Annotated in this window: 16 protein-coding genes; 5 read left to right on the top strand and 11 right to left on the bottom strand. The window is 68.0% G+C overall.

Annotation, left to right across the window (positions count from 1 at the left end; all coding sequences use genetic code 11):
- Positions 1 to 5: 5 nt before the first annotated feature.
- From ACIPRI_RS00650 to mutL, 7 genes are all read right to left on the bottom strand, one after another.
- A complete protein-coding gene (locus ACIPRI_RS00650) occupies positions 6 to 1,241 on the bottom strand; it encodes an RNA polymerase sigma factor (protein ID WP_446587447.1) in 1,236 nt (411 codons plus the stop codon).
- Positions 1,238 to 1,594 (bottom strand): YciI family protein, encoded by a 357-nt coding sequence (locus ACIPRI_RS00645; protein WP_446587445.1) that lies wholly within the window; start codon positions 1,592 to 1,594, stop codon positions 1,238 to 1,240. The genes ACIPRI_RS00650 and ACIPRI_RS00645 overlap by 4 nt, the downstream gene beginning before the upstream one ends.
- Before the next feature lie 112 nt (positions 1,595 to 1,706).
- Complete coding sequence (locus ACIPRI_RS00640; protein WP_446587443.1) at positions 1,707 to 2,360, bottom strand: ABC transporter ATP-binding protein; 654 nt, start codon at positions 2,358 to 2,360, stop codon at positions 1,707 to 1,709.
- Positions 2,357 to 3,325 carry a tRNA (adenosine(37)-N6)-dimethylallyltransferase MiaA gene (miaA, locus tag ACIPRI_RS00635; RefSeq protein ID WP_446587440.1) on the bottom strand — a complete coding sequence of 323 codons (969 nt, stop codon included), beginning with the start codon at positions 3,323 to 3,325 and terminating at the stop codon, positions 2,357 to 2,359. Before miaA ends, ACIPRI_RS00640 begins: the two co-directional genes overlap by 4 nt.
- A 13-nt stretch (positions 3,326 to 3,338) precedes the next feature.
- Positions 3,339 to 4,241 (bottom strand): alpha/beta hydrolase, encoded by a 903-nt coding sequence (locus ACIPRI_RS00630; protein ID WP_446587438.1) that lies wholly within the window; start codon positions 4,239 to 4,241, stop codon positions 3,339 to 3,341.
- Between the two features lie 164 nt (positions 4,242 to 4,405).
- A complete protein-coding gene (locus ACIPRI_RS00625; RefSeq protein ID WP_446587436.1) occupies positions 4,406 to 5,260 on the bottom strand; it encodes a phytanoyl-CoA dioxygenase family protein in 855 nt (284 codons plus the stop codon).
- Positions 5,261 to 5,267: 7 nt separating this feature from the next.
- Entirely contained in the window at positions 5,268 to 7,169 is a 1,902-nt protein-coding gene (mutL, locus tag ACIPRI_RS00620) for a DNA mismatch repair endonuclease MutL (protein ID WP_446587434.1), read from the bottom strand.
- A 43-nt stretch (positions 7,170 to 7,212) separates the two neighbouring features.
- Here mutL and ACIPRI_RS00615 point away from each other — a divergent pair, with 43 nt between their 5' ends.
- Positions 7,213 to 7,866: a DedA family protein gene (locus ACIPRI_RS00615; protein WP_446587432.1), complete on the top strand. Its 654-nt coding sequence runs from the start codon at positions 7,213 to 7,215 to the stop codon at positions 7,864 to 7,866.
- An 80-nt stretch (positions 7,867 to 7,946) separates the two neighbouring features.
- On the opposite strand, the gene ACIPRI_RS00610 is transcribed toward ACIPRI_RS00615, so the two are convergent.
- Entirely contained in the window at positions 7,947 to 8,216 is a 270-nt protein-coding gene (locus tag ACIPRI_RS00610; protein WP_446587430.1) for a glycine zipper 2TM domain-containing protein, read from the bottom strand.
- Positions 8,217 to 8,434: 218 nt separating this feature from the next.
- Here ACIPRI_RS00610 and ACIPRI_RS00605 point away from each other — a divergent pair, with 218 nt between their 5' ends.
- Both ACIPRI_RS00605 and ACIPRI_RS00600 read left to right on the top strand, forming a co-directional pair.
- On the top strand, positions 8,435 to 9,859 hold the full coding sequence (locus ACIPRI_RS00605) for a homospermidine synthase (RefSeq protein WP_446587428.1): 1,425 nt from the start codon (positions 8,435 to 8,437) through the stop codon (positions 9,857 to 9,859).
- Positions 9,860 to 11,164 carry an NAD(P)/FAD-dependent oxidoreductase gene (locus ACIPRI_RS00600; RefSeq protein ID WP_446587426.1) on the top strand — a complete coding sequence of 435 codons (1,305 nt, stop codon included), beginning with the start codon at positions 9,860 to 9,862 and terminating at the stop codon, positions 11,162 to 11,164.
- A gap of 8 nt (positions 11,165 to 11,172) precedes the next feature.
- Here the strand turns inward: ACIPRI_RS00600 and ACIPRI_RS00595 are convergent, their stop codons facing one another.
- A complete protein-coding gene (locus tag ACIPRI_RS00595) occupies positions 11,173 to 12,666 on the bottom strand; it encodes an N-acetylmuramoyl-L-alanine amidase (protein ID WP_446587423.1) in 1,494 nt (497 codons plus the stop codon).
- Positions 12,663 to 13,169 carry a tRNA (adenosine(37)-N6)-threonylcarbamoyltransferase complex ATPase subunit type 1 TsaE gene (gene tsaE, locus ACIPRI_RS00590; RefSeq protein WP_446587421.1) on the bottom strand — a complete coding sequence of 169 codons (507 nt, stop codon included), beginning with the start codon at positions 13,167 to 13,169 and terminating at the stop codon, positions 12,663 to 12,665. Before tsaE ends, ACIPRI_RS00595 begins: the two co-directional genes overlap by 4 nt.
- On the opposite strand from tsaE, the gene queG reads away from it, so the two are divergent.
- Positions 13,152 to 14,216, top strand: a complete 1,065-nt coding sequence (gene queG / locus ACIPRI_RS00585) for a tRNA epoxyqueuosine(34) reductase QueG (protein ID WP_446587419.1) — start codon at positions 13,152 to 13,154, stop codon at positions 14,214 to 14,216. The genes tsaE and queG overlap by 18 nt on opposite strands.
- 28 nt (positions 14,217 to 14,244) lie before the next feature.
- Here queG and ACIPRI_RS00580 read toward each other — a convergent pair whose 3' ends face one another.
- Complete coding sequence (locus ACIPRI_RS00580) at positions 14,245 to 15,276, bottom strand: ABC transporter substrate-binding protein (protein WP_446587417.1); 1,032 nt, start codon at positions 15,274 to 15,276, stop codon at positions 14,245 to 14,247.
- Positions 15,277 to 15,579: 303 nt separating this feature from the next.
- On the opposite strand from ACIPRI_RS00580, the gene ACIPRI_RS00575 reads away from it, so the two are divergent.
- Positions 15,580 to 16,647 (top strand): aromatic ring-hydroxylating dioxygenase subunit alpha, encoded by a 1,068-nt coding sequence (locus tag ACIPRI_RS00575; protein WP_446587415.1) that lies wholly within the window; start codon positions 15,580 to 15,582, stop codon positions 16,645 to 16,647.
- Positions 16,648 to 16,680 lie beyond the last annotated feature (33 nt).

The raw sequence follows: 16,680 nt of genomic DNA, 5'->3' as shown, positions 1-16,680 counted from the left end.
GCGTCCTACGGCAGCCGTGCGCAGGCGTGCGCAAGGTAGGCGCGCACCGCCGGGCTGGCCGAGAGGCCGCCGGCCCGTGCGTAGGCGGCGCGCGCGCCTGTGGCGTCGCCGCTGGCGCCCAGGAGGTGCGCGCGCGCCGCCCAATAGGGTTGGTAGCTGGCGACCTGTGCCGCGTCGATGGCATCCAGCGCCTGCAGGCCGGCCGCCGGGCCATCGGCATTGGCCAGCGCGCAGGCACGGCTGACGTGCGCGCCGACGCTCGGCCGAAGGGCGAGCAGCCCGTCGTACAGCGCCACCAGCGCCTGCGCCGGCGCCGGGGCGCAGCGCCGACGCTGCGTGTGGGCCGACTGGATGGCCGCTTCGAGCTGGTAGGCGCCGAGGGCCGACAGGCGTGCCGCCTCCCACAGGCCCCGTTCGGCTTCGACCAGCATGGGCTCGTTCCACAGGCGTGTGTCCTGCGCATCGAGCGGCACATAGGCGCCCTCCGCATCGCGCCGCGCGGCCGCGCGGCTTTCGCAAAACAGCATGAGGGCCAGCAGGCCGCGCGGCTCGGCTTCGCCCGGCATCAGGCTGCACAGGATGCGCCCGAGCTCGATGGCTTCCAGGGTCAGGCCGCGCTGCGCGGCGTCGGAACCTTCGACATCGTCCCAGCCAGTGCCATAGGCGGCGTAGATGCCGTCCAGCACGTCTTGCAGGCGCTGCGGCAGATCTAGCGCGCGCGGGTATTCGAAGCCGATGCCGGCCTCGCGGATGCGTGCCTTGGCGCGCACCAGGCGCTGGCCCAAGGTGGCCGGCGCCACCAGGAAGGCGTTGGCGATACGGCTGGCGTCCAGGCCCAGCACCGTTTGAAGCATCAGCGGCGCGCGCGCCTGCGCATCGATGGCGGGATGCGCGCATACGAAGAAGAGGCGCAGGCGCTCGTCGGGCACCGCGCCGGCGCTGTCGGCTTCGCCGTCGATCTCGTCGGCCAGCAACAGCAGAGTTTGCGTTGCCGCTTGCTCGACCTTCGCATGACGCCAGGCGTCGAGCGTCCGGTGGCGCGCCACCTGCAGCAGCCAGGCCTCGGGCTGCCGGGGAATGCCGTCCTGCGGCCAGCGCTCCAGCGCACGCGCAAAGGCATCGGCCAGCGCGTCTTCCGACGCGGCGATGTCGCGCGTACGTGCCGACAGGATCGCCACCAGTCGCCCGTAGGACTGGCGCGCGGCCCGATCGGCTGCCTGGTGCGCGGCACTGGTGGTCACGCGCCCGGCGCCTTGATGATCGGGCGCACTTCCACGCCGCCCGTCGAGGCGCAAGGTGCGCGCGCTGCCCATTCCAGCGCGGCGTCCAGGTCGGCCACGTTGATGACGAGGAAGCCGCCGAGCTGCTCCTTGGTGTCGGCAAAGGGCCCGTCCTGCACCTGGCGCTTGTCGCCGCGCAGGCGCAACGAGGTGCCCGTCATCGGCGGCTGCAAGCCGTTGCCGGAAATCCGGATGCCGGCCTTGTCGATGGTGTCGATGTAGGCCATCCAGCCGCCGAAGAAGGCTTGTGCTTCGGGGCCGCTGCGCTGCGCGAAATCGGCCGGGGATTCGTAGAACATCAGCATGTATTCCATGGTGGACTCCTGGGTTGGAATGTGCTCGAGCAGGATCGCTCACCCCAATGACGCCTCGCGGCGGGCCATTTCGACAGCAGTGTGCAATCTTTTTCCAGGGCCTGTTCACGCCCTAGGCGATGCCGTCGGCGCGCAGGTGCAGCACCCGGTCGGCGCGCGCGGCCGCCGCCTCCGAATGGGTGACCAGCACCAGCGAGGCGCCGTGCTCGCGGGTCTGGCCGGCCAGGACCTCCATCACCTTGGCGGCGGTGGCTGGATCGAGATTGCCAGTGGGCTCGTCGGCCAGCAGCAGGGCGGGGCGGTGCACCAGGGCGCGGGCAATGGCCACCCGCTGCAACTGCCCGCCGCTGAGCTGCTGCGGCAGCCGCTCGCCGGTGCCGGCCAAGCCCACCGCGGCCAGCATCTGCGCCACCCGCGCCTCGTCGCGGCGGCCTTGCAGCATGAGCGGCAGCGCCACGTTCTGCGCCACGTCCAGGTGCGGCAGCACATGGAAGGCCTGGAATACGAAGCCCACCTGCGTGCGCCGCCACAGCGCACGCTGCTGTGCGTCGAGCGCGCCGAGGTCGATGTCCGCATGCGCGATGCTGCCGGCGTCCCACCGATCGAGCGCGGCCATGCAGTTGAGCAGGGTGGACTTGCCCACCCCCGATTCGCCAACGATGGCGACGAATTCGCCGGGTGCCACATCGAGCGAGACGTTGCGGAACACCGGCGTTTCGCCATAGTGCTTGGCCAGTGCGCGAACAGCCAGGCCCCTGGCGTTCATGCAGCCTGCACCCGCCCTTGGGCGATCCATGCATCGGCCTGGCGCAGCACCTGCTGCACGGCATCGGCTGCGCTCGCTTCGATCACCTGGCGCTGCGGCATGGCGCGCAGCCAGGTGATCTGCCGCTTGGCCAGTTGGCGCGTGGCGGCAATGCCGCGCTCGCGCAGCTGCGCCATCGGCCAGAGGCCATCGAGCGCCTCCCAGGCCTGGCGGTAGCCGACGCAGCGCATCGAGGGCAGCTCGGGCCGCAGGTCGCCGCGCGCGCGCAGCGCACGCACTTCATCCAGGAAGCCGGCAGCCAGCATGGCGTCGAAACGCTGCGCAATGCGCTCGTGCAGCCAGGCGCGCTCGAGGGGCTCCAGCGAGATCAGTGCAAGCGGCGGCGCCTCTTGGGGCGCGGCTTGCTGCGCATGAAAGCTGGACAGCGGGCGGCCACTGGCATGCCAGACCTCCAGCGCACGCTGGATGCGCTGGCTGTCGTTGGGCGACAGGCGTGCGGCCGTCGGCGGATCGACCACGGCGAGTTGCGCATGCATGGCCGGCCAGCCCTTGGCCGCGGCTTCCTCTTCGATGCGCGCACGCAGCGCCGGCGCGGCGCTGGGCATTTCGTCGATGCCGTGGACGAGCGCGTTGAAGTAGAGCATGGTGCCGCCCACCAGCAGCGGCAGCCGGCCGCGGGCGCGGATCTCGCCGATGAGGCGCGTGGCGTCGCGCTGGAATTCGCCGGCGTTGTAGCTGTCTTGCGGATCGCGGATGTCGATCAGGTGGTGCGGCACCTGCGCCAGTTCATGCGGGCTGGGCTTGGCCGTGCCGATGTCCATGCCGCGATAGACCAGCGCGGAGTCGACGCTGACGATCTCGACGGGCAGCACGCGCGCCAGCGCCAGGGCGGCGGCGGTCTTGCCGCTGGCGGTGGGGCCGGCCAGGCCGATCCAGGTGGCGGCAAGTGGTGGGGAGGGCGGCATGCGCCCGAGGGTATCAAAGGCGCTGCGCGCTCAGCTGAACGGGCTCGTCTTGCAGCGGCGGGTCTTCCGGCGGCTTCATGCGAAACAGCTGGTTCAGCGCGGCGCGGTATTGCGCCGCGCCCACCGTGTTGGTGCTGTGATGCGAACCGCCATTGACCAGCACGAACATCTTGGGCACGGTGGCCGCTTCATAGAGCTTGCGTCCGAGTTCGGGACGGATCAGGTCGTCCAGTGCGCCATGCACCACCAGCAGCGGTGCGCCGATGTCCTTGACCCTTGCCAGCGCATCGAAGCGCTGCGTGAGGAAGGGCGAAAAGGGCAGCCAGCCCCACTTGAAGCTGCTCACCACATCGGAGATGGAGGTGAAGGTGCCTTCGACGATGGTGCCGCTTTCGTCGTCCACGCGCGAAGCCAGGTCGATGCCGATGGCGCCGCCCAGCGAATGGCCGAAGATGTAGCGCCGCTGTTGCGGATGGCGCGCCGCCAGCCAGGTCCAGGCGGCCAGGGCGTCTTCGCGCGCCGAGTCTTCGGAGGGGAGGCCTTTGCTGCTCTTGCCAAAGCCCCGGTAGTCCACCGCCAGCACCGAGAAGCCCAGCGCATGCATGCGCTGGATGCGCGGCGCCGAGCCCGCCACATTGAAGCGCGCGCCATGCAGGTACAAGAGCACCGGCGTGTCGACCGACTCGGGCTTGCCGCCCAGCCACAGGCCGTGCAGGCGCGCCGGTTCACCGGTCAGGGAGGATTTGAAGTCGATCCAGACGTCGTCCATGTCCGCTGTCATGGAGGCCGTGTTGCCCCAACTGCGATCGCTGGGTTGAAAGATCCATTCGCGCTGCTGGGCGTCGAGTGTGGAACAGCCGCCGGCAAGCGTGCCGGCAAAGACAGTCGTCAGGGCGAACAGGGACCAGCGTTTCATTCGTTCGATAGGAACTGCAATCGATTGGCGGGTGGGACCCAAAGTTCCGCGCGTCTTGTCTCGTTGGCGCGGTCAAGACACTACGCAACGCCCGTGCCAGGCTGCTGGATGACAGCTTGGTACGGCCGAAGTGTTACAAACAAGCAGGTTTTCAGCTTGACGGCTTATACGACCAGCAGAGGAAAGAGCGGGTGCGCCATGGGCGCGCCGGCCGGCAGTTCGTCCGCCAGGCCGGGAAATTCCGGCGAGGTCTTCCAGTTGCGCGGCGCATGCCGCGTGTCGTCGCCCAGGAAGCGCACCGAGAACACGCGCCGCCGATCGGGGCCTTCCACGCCGCCGGCGGCATGCAGTGCCAGCATGTGGAAGCACACCACATCACCCGGCTCGATCTCCCAGCCGATGATGGGAAAGTCTTCGCGCCGCGCCTCGATGTTCGGCAAGTCCTGCAGGCTGCCTTCGGGGAACCACTTGGCCTGGTTGTCCATGAAGGTGCGTGGCATCAGCCAGGGCCCCAGGTGGGAGCCGGCCACGAACTCCAGCGTCGCCTGGCGTGCTACCGGGTCAACCGGAATCCACATGCTCACGTTCTGCCGGCCCTCGATGTTGTAGTAGGGCTGGTCCTGGTGCCAGGGCGTGCGCTGCCGTGTCCCAGGCTCCTTCACCAGCACGTGGTCGTGGTAGAGCCGAACACTGGCGCTGTGCATCAGCCGCTGGGCCGCCAGCGCCACCGGCGTTTCGGCGACAAAGCGCTCGAACTGCTCGATGTGCTGCCAGTTGCAGAAGTCCTCGAAGAAGCGGCCCGGGTCGTCCGGCCGGCTGGCGATCTTGGCGCGCGGGCTGGGCGTGGCCAGGTTGGCGTCGATGCCGGCACGCAGCAGGGCGACTTCGTCAGCGCTCAGCAGCTGGCGGATGCACACCGCACCGTCGCGCGCGAAGTTGGCCACCAGTTCATCGCCGACGCGCTGCTGGATACGCTCCCGCAGCAGCGGACTCCATTCGGGCAACGCGGTGATGGCCATGCTGGGTCTATCTCCCTCGCAAAAACAGCGCATCCAGATCGCGCAGCGTGACCTGCCGCCAGGTCGGGCGGCCGTGGTTGCACTGGTCCGAACGCTCGGTGGCTTCCATCTGGCGCAAGAGCGCGTTCATCTCGTCCACGGTCAGCTTGCGATTGGCGCGCACCGCGCCGTGGCAGGCCATGGTGGCAAGCAGTTCGTTCTGGGCGCGCTGCACCACGGTGCTGGCGTCGTGCTGCGCCAGTTCGGCCAGCACGCTGCGCGCCAGCTCCACCGGATCGCCGTCGGCCAGGGTGCCGGGCACGGCACGCACGGCCAGGGTCTTCGGCGAGAAGGGTGTGATCTCCAAGCCGAGCGCCGGCAGCACCGCGCTACAGGCTTCCGCCGTCGCCACCTCTTGCGGCGTGGCGGCAAAGGTGGCGGGAATGAGCAGCGGCTGGCTGCCGATGGCCGCGCCGTCCAGTTGCGTCTTGAGGCGCTCGTAGACGATGCGCTCGTGCGCCGCATGCATGTCGACGATGACCAGGCCCTGCGCGTTCTCCGCCAGGATGTAGATGCCTTGCAACTGCGCCAGCGCGCGGCCCAGGGGCCAGGCCGGGGCGTTGTCGGCCGCGCCGTCCATCGGCGCTGCTGCACTTGCCAGCGGCGCAGGGGCGACGACGAACGAGGCAGGCGAGGCTTCATCTGCGGGCCGCTCGTAGGGGCGGCTCGGCCACATGGCGGCGCTGTCGCCGGCGCCTTGCCTTCTTTCCTGCGCAACGGCGAATTGCATGGACGGCTGCGACCAGGGGCGCAGCGGCGCCGTGGCCGCAGGCGGTGGTTCGAAGGCCGGCAGCGGCGTGGCCGCGTCGGCCAGCGGCGCCGTCACGCCATGGCCGGCGCGCGGAATCGCCAGTGCGTTCTCGATGGCGCGGCGCACCGCCTGGTGCACCTCGCGCCCATCGCGAAAGCGCACCTCGATCTTGGTGGGGTGCACGTTCACGTCCACCCGCGCCGGATCGATTTCCAGGAACAGTGCATAGACCGGCTGGCGCTGCCCATGCAGCACGTCCTCGTAGGCGCTGCGCACCGCGTGGGCCAGCACCTTGTCGCGCACGAAGCGGCCGTTGACGTAGAAGAACTGCTGGTCGCCGCGCGAGCGCGCCGCATCCGGAATGCCGGCGCGGCCGCTCACGCGCACCGTGCTGCCCGGATGCGCGACGGCCACGCTGCGCGTCACGAAGTCTTCGCTCAGCGCATCGGCCAGCCGCGCCTCGAGCGAGCCGGCCGGGCGCCACTGCTCGGCCAGCTTGCCCTCATGCCAGATGGCGAAGCCCACCTCGGGCCGCGCCAGGGCATGGCGCCGCACCGCTTCCACGCAATGGGCGAGTTCGGTGGCATCGGTCTTCAAAAACTTGCGGCGTGCCGGCGTGGCGAAGAAGAGTTCCCGCACTTCCACCGTGGTGCCGATGGCGCGGGCGATGGGGCGCAGCTCGCCCGAGCGGCCGTCGAGCGACCAGCCGCCCTCGCTGCCGCCATCGGCTGTGCGCGAATGCAGCGACAGCTCGGCAATCGAGTTGATGGCCGCCAGCGCCTCGCCGCGAAAGCCCATGGTGCCCACGGTTTCCAGCTCGAGCAGGCTGGTGATCTTGCTGGTGGCATGGCGGCGCAGGGCCACCGGCAGCTCGCTGGACGGAATGCCCTGGCCGTCGTCTTCCACCGAGATGAGACGCACGCCGCCGGCCAGCAGCCGCACCACGACCTGGCGGGCACCGGCGTCGAGCGCGTTGTCCACCAATTCGCGCACCACCGAGGCAGGGCGCTCCACCACTTCGCCGGCAGCGATCTGGCTGATCAGCTCATCCGGCAGTTCGCGGATGGGACGGCGCGGGGACGGGGGACGGGCGAAGGAAGAGGGAAGGACGGCGCTCACCGGGGCATTCTAGGGAAAGGGGGACCCTCGTGATAATCGGCGGATGGACATTGTCAGCTTTCTCATCGACTTCATCCTGCACGTCGACAAGCACCTGGAGGCCTTCGTCGTGGCTTATGGGCCCTGGGTCTACGCACTCCTGTTCGCCATCGTCTTCGTCGAGACCGGGCTGGTGGTCATGCCCTTCCTGCCGGGCGATTCGCTGCTCTTCATCGTCGGCGCCCTGTGCGGCGCGGGAATGATGAGGTACCCGATCGCCTGCGGCGTGCTGCTGGTGGCGGCGATCTTGGGCGACCAGTGCAACTACAGCATCGGCCGCTATTTCGGGCCCAAGGTCTTTCAGTGGGAAAGCTCGCGCTTTTTCAACAAGAAGGCCTTCAACCAGGCGCACGACTTCTACGAGCGCTATGGCGGCGTCACCATCATCCTGGCGCGCTTCATGCCCTTCATCCGCACCTTTGCGCCATTCGTGGCCGGGGTGGCGAACATGAGCCGGCCGAAGTTCACCGCCTACAACGTGGTGGGTGCATTGCTGTGGGTGCTGGGCATTGCGACGGCGGGCTATTTCTTCGGCAATCTGCCTTTCGTGCGTGAGCACCTGGACAAGATCATCTGGGCCTTGATCCTGCTGCCCGGCCTGATCGCGATCTATGGCGCCTGGCACGCGGGGCGCAAGGCGCCTTCGGCCAGCGCCTGATTCCTCAAGCAAAAAAAAGAGCGTGCCGTGGGCACGCTCTTGCGCGTCATGGCGCGAAGCCTGCGCATCGTCGTCAGTCGTCAGTAGCGCGGGCCGTTGTTCGGGTAGTAGTTGTAGCGGCGGTTGTAGTCGCTGCGCCGGCCGACCTCATTGCCGATCAAGGCACCGGCAGCAGCGCCACCGATGGTGCCGACGGCACTGCCGTCGCCGATCGCATGACCCACTGCGCCGCCGACCACGGCACCGCCCGCCGTACCCAACTGCTGATTGCTCGGACCGCTGGCGCAGCCGGCCAGCAGGGCTGTGCCGGAAAGCGCAATCGCAGAAAGCCAATAGCGTGTCTTCAACATGATCTTCACCTATGAAATGGCGATGAAATCACTCTAGGCTTCGCGCTTTTCGGCAGTTGTAGGAGCCCGGCGCGTGCGCTTGCGCGCCATGTCGCGCGAACGCCGACAGACCCTGCCCGCCCCGCAAGGCCTGCCGGCTTTCTCCTATGCAAGAGAATGAAAACACCCGACACCGGGCCCAGGGCGCCACGTCGACAGTGGTGTTTTTGGAGCACGGCATGCGCTCTGGAAAGGCCCGCTCTCCTTCCCAACTGACTGGCAAGCTGGTGGTGCTGGGCTTCGGCAGCGTCGGCCAGGCCGTGCTGCCGGTGTTGTTCCAGGAGCTGGGCATCCAGCCGGGCCAGGTCAAGGTCGTCAAGGCGCGGGAAGACGGCTCGGGCATTGCCGCCGAGCTGGGCGTGGAAGTCATCGTCGCCGAGCTGGCCGAAGGCAACTACGAGACGGTGCTTGCGCCGCTGCTTGCCGCGGGCGACTTCCTGCTGAACCTCTCCGTGGAGGTATCGAGCCTGGCCTTGATCAAGCTGTGCAGGCGCCAGGGCAGCCTCTACCTGGACACCTGCAACGAGCCATGGAAGGGCCGTTACGAGAATCCTGCGCTTGCGCCTTCGCGGCGCTCCAACTATTCGCTGCGCGAAGAGGTGCTGGCCTGGCGAATGGACCGGCGCTCCGGCCCGACAGCGCTGATCACCCAAGGGGCCAATCCGGGCCTGGTGTCGGCGCTGGTCAAGCAGGGGCTCTTGAACATCGCCGCCGACAACCAGCTGGCGTACCAGACCCCGCAGGACTACGAGGAATGGGCAGCGCTCGCGCGCAAGCTGGAGATCAAGGCGATCCACATCGCCGAGCGCGATACCCAGGTTGCGCGCGCCCGGAAGAAGCGCGGTGAATTCGTCAACACCTGGTCGGTTACCGCCTTTGTCGACGAAGGCCTGCAGCCGGCCGAGTTGGGGTGGGGCACGCACGAGAAGCATTGGCCGGCGGATGCACGGCGACACGGATTCGGCTGCGATGCCGCGATCTTCCTGGGCCGGCCCGGGATCGCCACCAAGGTGCGAAGCTGGACCCCGCTGGAAGGGCCCTACCACGGCCTTCTGGTGACGCATGCGGAAGCGATCTCCATCGCCGATCACCTCACGCTGCGGGAAGAGGGCAGCGTGGTCTACCGCCCGACCGTGCACTATGCCTACCATCCTTGCGACGACGCCATGCTGTCCGTGCACGAGCTGGCGGGCAGCAACTGGGAGCTGCAAAAGAGCCGCCGCATCCTGCGCGACGACATCGAGTCAGGCATGGACGAGTTGGGCGTGCTGCTCATGGGCAACGGCAAAGGCGCCTATTGGCTCGGATCACACCTGTCGATCGAGCGGGCACGCGAGCTTGCGCCATTCAACAGCGCAACCAGCCTGCAGGTGGTGGCCGGCATCCTGGGCGGCATGCGCTGGATGCTGCGCAACCCGGAGGCCGGCGTGGTGGAGCCGGACGACATCGATCACCAGCTCGTGCTGGAAGCAGCGTCGCCCTACCTGGGCGAGATGGTTGGCGTGTACAGCGACTGGACGCCGCTGAAGGGTCGTTCCGAGCTCTTCAAGGAAGAAAAGGACGAGACGGATCCTTGGCAGTTCCTGAATTTCAGGGTGGCCTGATTGCTGCTGCAAAAAGAACTCGGCGTCGTCGAGAACTCGTACTACGAAGCGAGCACGCGCCGGCCCACGGCGGCGGCGGCCCTGACCGGCGCGGTGAAGGCCGATGTCTGCGTCATCGGCGGCGGCTATGCCGGCGTCTCGGCGGCGCTCGAGCTTGCCGATCGCGGCATGTCGGTGGTGTTGCTGGAGGCGCAGCGCATCGGCTGGGGCGCCTCGGGCCGCAACGGCGGGCAGGTGATCGTCGGCTTCGGCGCGGACGGCGAATGCGCCATTGAAAAGCAGTTTCCCCCGGAGGAGGCCAGGCGCGCCTGGGACGTGTCGGTGGAGGCCGTGCAACTGCTGCGCGAGCGCATTGCGCGCTACGCCATCGAATGCAATTGGCAAGACGGCTTTCTGAGCCTGGCCGTCAAGCCGCGCAAGACGCGGGAACTGCAAAGGTGGGCCGAGCACGTGTGCCGCACCTATGGCTACGCCACCCAATGGCTGAGCCGGCCCGAGGTGCGCAGCCGGGTCGACAGCGAGCGCTTCGACAGCGGCGTGTTCGACGCGCAATGCGGGCATCTTCATCCCTTGAAGTACTGCCTCGGCCTGGCAGAGGCGGCGCAGCGGGTCGGCGTGCGCGTGTTCGAAAACTCGCCGACCCTGCGCATCGAGCGCGGCCACAGCGCCCTGGCCAAAACCGCCCAGGGCGAAGTCTCTTGCGACTTTCTCGTGTTGGCCGGCAACGTGTACCTGGCGGAATACGGTGGCGACATCGCGCCCGAAGTAAGCCGGCGCATCATGCCGGTAGGCACCTACATCGTGGCGACCGAGCCGATGGATCGCGAACGCGCCGACAGCCTGATGCGGGGCCGGCCGGCCGCATCCGATACCAACTTCGTGCTGGACTACTTCCGGCTCACGGACGATCACCGCCTGCTCTTCGGCGCCGGCGACAGCTACAGCGCCAAGACGCCGCGCAACCTGATCGAAAAGATCCGGGCCAACCTGCTTCGGGTGTTCCCCCAGCTCGCGGACCTGGACATTCCCTACGCGTGGGGCGGCTTCGTCGACATCACGATGAACAAGGCGCCCGACTTCGGCCGCCTGGACCCCAACATCTACTACCTGCAAGGCTTCTCCGGCCACGGCATCGCGATGGCCGGCATGGCCGGCAAGCTGGCGGCCGAAGCCATCGCGGGCCAGGCGGAACGCTTCGATTTGTTCTCACGCATCCATCACCACGGCTTTCCCGGCGGCGCGCTGATGCGCACGCCGGCGCTGGTCCTGGGCACGCTGTACTACCGGCTGCGCGACCTGCTGTGAGGTGCGCGTCAGAGCTGACGGCTGCGCGCCAGCGGCGGATTCTGCGCAAAGTAGCGCTGGATGCCGCGCATCAAGGCATCGGCCAGATCTTCCTGGTACCTGCTGCTGCGCAGGTTGGACTCTTCTTCCGGGTTGCTGATAAACGCCGTCTCGACCAGCACGCTGGGAATGTCGGGCGCCTTGAGCACCGCGAAGCCGGCCTGCTCGACCCGCGGCTTGTGCAGCCGCGCCCCGATGCCGCGAATCTCGCCGAGCATGGCGCTGCCCAGCTTCAGGCTGTCGTTGATCTGCGCGGTGGTGCTCATGTCGAGCATGGCGCGCTGCACGTGCAGGTCTTCTGCCCGGATGTTGAGGCCGCCCACCTTGTCGGCATCGTTCTCCTTGTTGGCCAGCCAGCGCGCCGCGCTGCTGGAGGCGCCGCGCTCGCTCAGCGCAAACACGCTGGCGCCACGCGCATCCGGGTTGGTGAAGGCGTCGGCATGGATGCTGACGAACAGGTCGGCCTGCACGCGCCGCGCCTTCTGCACGCGTACATGCAAGGGCACGAAAAAGTCGGCGTCGCGCGTGAGAAAGGCGCGCATCGGGTTGCCGCCCACGGTCGAGCTGTTGATGCGGTCGCGCAAGCGGTGCGCCACCTGCAGCACGATGTCTTTCTCGCGCGTGCCGTTGGGGCCGATGGCGCCGGGGTCCTCGCCGCCATGGCCGGGGTCGAGCGCGACGATGATGATGCGGTCGGTGCGGGTGGAGGTTGCCGCGACCTGGGCCGGCGGCGTTGCCGGCGCGACGCTGGGCGGCATCGCCGGGCGCGGCGTGGCAATGGCCACCGCGGGCGGCAGCGGCGGCGTCGCCGGCGCGCCGGGCGTGGGCCGGGCCGCCTGTTGCGCCATCAGGTCGCCCAGCGGGTCGGCCGTGGCCGGCTTGGGTTGGGCAAAGGCCGGCGCGGGTGCCGTTGCGGGCGCATCGCGCAGGCGCTCGGCGATCAGCGCTTCCATCGGGTCGATCGGCTGCTCGGGATAAAGGTCGAGCACCAGCCGATGCTTGTAGGCAGCCACCGGCGCCAGCGAGAAGACCTGCGGCAGCACCGACTTCTTGAGGTCGAACACGATGCGCACCACCTCGGGCGCGAACTGGCCGACGCGCAAGCCGTTGATGTAGGGATCGTCGGGCCGGATCTTGCCGACCAGCTCGCGCAGCGCCGGATTGAGGTCGATGCCCTCCACATCCACCGCCAGCCGCGGCGGATTGCCCACCACCAGCTGGCGCGACTGCAGCCGTCCGTCCGATTCGATGGTGACGCGCGTGTAGTCGGCGGCAGGCCAGACGCGCACGGCAAGAATCGTGGCGCCAAAGGCGATGTGCTGGCGGCCCAGCAGCAGCGCCAGGGTCCCGCCCTGCAGTAGCAAGCGCCGCCGCAAAAGGCCCCCACGCTCTCCCACTGCGTGTGGTTCGCTGCCCCCCAAGGGGGTGCGAGCCCCCTCCGGAGCGGCCGAGCGGGGGCTCATGCGCCGGCTTCCTGGAGCAGCCGCCGGCCGCGCGCGCTGTTGGCTTGCAGGGTGACAGTTCGCGTGTCGTCGTCGCTCATTGCTTCAATTTTAATAGCAAGGTCTTCAATTGGAATGTGGCCCGCCGCCTTCTCCGGCCATTCGGCCAGCTTGAGGCCGGGGCCCGCAAAGATGTCGCGAAAGCCCGCGTCTTCCCATTCGCGCGGGTCACTGAAGCGGTAGAAGTCGAAGTGGTGGATGGCAAGGCCCGATGGCGCCGCGTGCGGCTCCACCACCGCATAGGTCGGGCTCTTGATGCGGCCGCGCACGCCCAGCGCATGCAGGAGGTGGCGCACGAAGGTGGTCTTGCCGGCGCCCAGGTCGCCGTGCAGCGAGATATAGGCATCGGCCAGTGCCGGCTGCGCTGCCATGGCGCGCGCCAGCGCGGCGGCAAAAGCCAGCGTATCGTCTTCATCACGCCAGCGGCGTGTTTCTACAATCGGCAAGTGATCGGCAGCAAGCAACTCGTATCCCGTATTCAGGCGCTGGCGCGGGAGCTCGGATTCTCCCAAATCGGCGTGACGGGCGTCGACTTGTCCAGTGCAGAGCCTGGATTGATGCGCTGGCTCGAAAAAGGTTTCCATGGCGAGATGGCCTACATGGCTGCGCATGGCATGCGCCGCGCCCGGCCGGCCGAGCTGGTGCCCGGCACGGTGAGCGTGATCACGGCGCGCATGGACTACCTGCCGCGCACCACGCCTGGCGAGTGGCAGCGCATCGAGTTCGAAAGGCTGGAGCGCCCGCAAGAGGCCATCGTGTCGATGTACGCGCGTGGCCGGGACTATCACAAGGTGCTGCGCGCGCGCCTGCAGAAGCTGGCCGATGGCATTGCGGCCGAGGTCGGCCCCTTCGGCCATCGCGTCTTCACCGACTCGGCGCCGGTGCTCGAGGCCGAGCTGGCTTCGCGCAGCGGCCAGGGCTGGCGCGGCAAGCACACCCTGGTGCTGGACCGCGAGGCCGGCTCGATGTTCTTCCTCGGCGAAATCTACGTGGACCTGGCCTTGCCGCCGAGCGAGCCGGTGAGCCCGCACTGCGGATCGTGCAGCGCTTGCATCGACGTCTGCCCCACGCGCGCCATCATTGCGCCCTATCGGCTCGATGCGCGGCGCTGCATCTCCTACCTGACGATCGAGCATGCCGGCCCAATCCCGATCGAGCTGCGCCCGCTCATGGCCAACCGCATCTACGGCTGCGACGACTGCCAGCTCGTCTGCCCCTGGAACAAGTTCGCCAGGAAGAGCGCGCTTGCCGATTTCGATCCGCGTGAAGGCCTCACCGGCCGCACCCTGGCCGAGCTCTTTGCCTGGACCGAAGAGGAGTTTCTTGCGCGCACCGAAGGCAGCCCGATCCGCCGCATCGGCCATGAGCGCTGGCTACGCAACATCGCGGTGGCGCTGGGCAACGCGCTGCGTGCCGGCGACGCCTCGGCGCGGCAGGCGCTGGAAACGCGCAGGCAGCATCCCAGCGCGCTGGTGCGCGAGCACGTGGCGTGGGCCTTGCAGCAGGCCTAAACGCAGCCAGGTGGGATTTTCGGGTGCCTCATGCCTTGGGTGTGGGAAGGATGCGCTCGCTGCGCGCGGGCAGCATCGAGCTGTTGAAGATGGCATCGGCCGAGGGCCGGGTCTTGAGACCGAAGGTGTCGGCCACCTCGTCGACCTGCTGTTCGAGCGTGAGCTTGCGGATTTCGCCGAGGCCGTGGTCGCGTGTGTCCGCCGCGCCCACGTACTGCGCCGTGAGGCTCCAGCGTTCAAGTTCGACCTTCTCGTCGAGGATCGGTTCGCGCTGGCGCATGGCCGCGATGCTGGGCGCGGGGTTGGCAAAAGTCTCGACGATGGCGCGGTTGGTCGCGCGCAGGAAGGCGGCGACCAGCCTGGGGTTCTGCGCGATCAGGTTGCTGCTCGCGAGGATCGCGTTGCCGTACAGATTGACGCCGGCGTCCGAATACTTGAGCACCGAGAGCTCGTCGATCTTCATGCGCGCGAAGAGCGAGACGGCGGAATCGTGGAAGTAGGTGGCGGCATCGACATCGCCGCGCACCATCACGTTGTCGCGTGCACTGAAGTCGGTGGTCTGCCACTGGAAGGCATCGCCGCGCATGCCCTGCTTGCGCGCCACCATCGGCCAGGCGCGGCGCGTGGACTCGACAGCGGCGGCCGCCACCTTCTTGCCCGTGAGGCTCTTGAAGTCGCTTGTCACGCCGCGGTCCTTGCGGCCGATGATCACGAACGGTGCGCGGTTGTAGTACTGGTACACGGCCTGCACGACCGGCGTGCCGGGGTTCTGTGCGTTGAACTCGACCAGCGAACTGATGTCGCCCAGGCCCAACTGGTACACGCCGCTCGCGATGCGGGTGATCGACGCGACCGAGCCGGCGCCGGTGTCGATCGTCACGTCCAGCCCCTCGTCGCGGTAGTAGCCCTTGGCCTGCGCGAGGAAGAAGGGCGCGGTCTGGCCGTTGATGCGGAAGTCGAGCGTGAACTTGAGCGGGGTGAGCTTGCCGCCCTGCGCGAACACGGCAGGAGCGGCGAGGGTGGCCGCGGTGGCTGCGGCAATAAAGGATCGGCGTTGCATGGTGGGGCCTCGGAGTCGATGGTCTTGACGGATGCCTCCCGCCGGGGCAGGAGGCGCCTCAAGAGCAATTTCCGGGCGGGCGCACGGGGATGGTGCGTGCGCTGCTGAACGCTTCTACTCTTGGCGGCGGACTTGCACGAGGCATGCCAGGGTGCGCCACAATCCGGGCGCGCAAATTGCAAGTCGATCGGCGCAGAGTAGAAGCGTTCAGCCTCGCGCGCAGCTTGTTTTTCAGGCGCATCGACGAAGCAGGAAATTGCTCTTTCAGTTCGTTCCCACACGCAACATCGAAGGAGTTCGCCCATGCTCGTCACTCGACAACCCGTCTTCCGCAAGTTCTGGCATGCCGTCATGCCGCTCACCGAACTGGCCCGCGGCCCGAAGCCCTTCCGGCTGATGGGCGAAGACATCGTGCTGTTTCTCGACGCCGACGGCCAGCCGGCCGCGCTGCGCGACCGCTGCTGCCACCGCACCGCGAAGCTCTCGAAGGGCTGGTGCGTGGACGGCGAAGGCAAGGCCTGCGGGCAGGGCGCGATCCAGTGCGGCTACCACGGCTGGACCTACGACCGCAGCGGGCAGGTGGTGCGCATCCCGCAGTACGAGGCTGACCGCAGGATCTCGCCCGACTACAAGACCACCGCCTACCGCTGCACCGCGCGCTACGGCTATGCCTGGGTGGCGCTGGAGGAGCCCATCGCGGACATTCCGGTCATTCCCGAATTCGAAGACCCGGGCTATCGCACCATCTTCCAGTTCTACGAGGAGTGGCAGACCAGCCCGATGCGCGCGCTCGAGAACTCGTTCGACAACTCGCACTTCAGCTTCGTGCACCGCGCCACCTTCGGCGTGGCCGCGAGCCCGAAGCCGAGCAAGTACGAGCTGGTGGACAACGAGTCAGGCTTCCATGCCGAGACGGTGATCGAAGCGACCAATCCGGTGAAGTTCCATGCGATCAGCGGCGTGACCGATGCGATCACCACGCGCCACATGCGCAACGCCTACTTCCTGCCGTTCTCGCGCCGGCTCGACATCGAGTACCCGAGCGGCATCCGCCACATCATCATCAACTGCTTCACGCCCATCGACGACGGGCGCATGCAGCTGTGCCAATGGCTGTTCCGCAACGACACCGAGGCCGACTGCGCGGCGCAGATGCTGATCGACTTCGACGAGGAGATCACGCGCGAGGACAAGGACATCCTCGAATCGACCGACCCGGATGCGCTGGTCGATACGCGGCGGCGTGGCGTGGAGTATTCGATGGAGTCGGATCGGCCAGGGATGCTGATTCGCAAGCATCTGATGCAGCTGCTGGCGAAGCATGGCGAGGCGGAGGTGTACCGCGGATCCCAAGAACTTGTCCGCAAATAGTCGGGGTCGGCTGGCGGTCGATTTGTGCGCATG

This window comes from Variovorax sp. LARHSF232, from assembly GCF_052871435.1.
The sequence above is the reverse complement of the archived record's forward strand: the minus strand, read 5'-3'. Positions and strand labels throughout refer to the sequence as shown.